We start from the raw sequence: 339 nt of genomic DNA on the forward strand, positions 1-339 counted from the left end.
AGGTACCAGCATCACTCTTATGGCTAGCTGTGTCTACATGAACCTTGTAGCTACCATCTGACTGTTTATCAGCATGATACCAAGTGAGGTCATCTTGACCATCTTTATCTGACCAGATTGGGATACGCACTTCTTTAACTTCTTTGCCACCACCTGAAACATTGGTAACGATAACATCAAAGCCATTAGACGTTTGGTTGGTAATCGTCAATTTTCCTGTTACTTGAGTTTCAGGGACTTTGGCTGTAGTTTCGGTAATATAAGTTCGTTTACCATCTAATATATAGTAAAGATGCACAGAATAGGTACCAGCATCACTCTTATGGCTAGCTGTGTCTA

The 339-nt window shown here is 40.4% G+C and carries 1 protein-coding gene; it reads right to left on the bottom strand.

What is annotated here, in order from left to right; genetic code table 11:
• Positions 1-339, bottom strand: a 339-nt coding sequence (locus AX662_RS07650) for a GBS Bsp-like repeat-containing protein (RefSeq protein WP_197414686.1), incomplete at both ends; no start/stop codon positions are given.

It is taken from the genome of Streptococcus sp. CCH5-D3 (assembly GCF_001556435.1).
Classification (GTDB): Bacteria; Bacillota; Bacilli; order Lactobacillales; family Streptococcaceae; genus Streptococcus.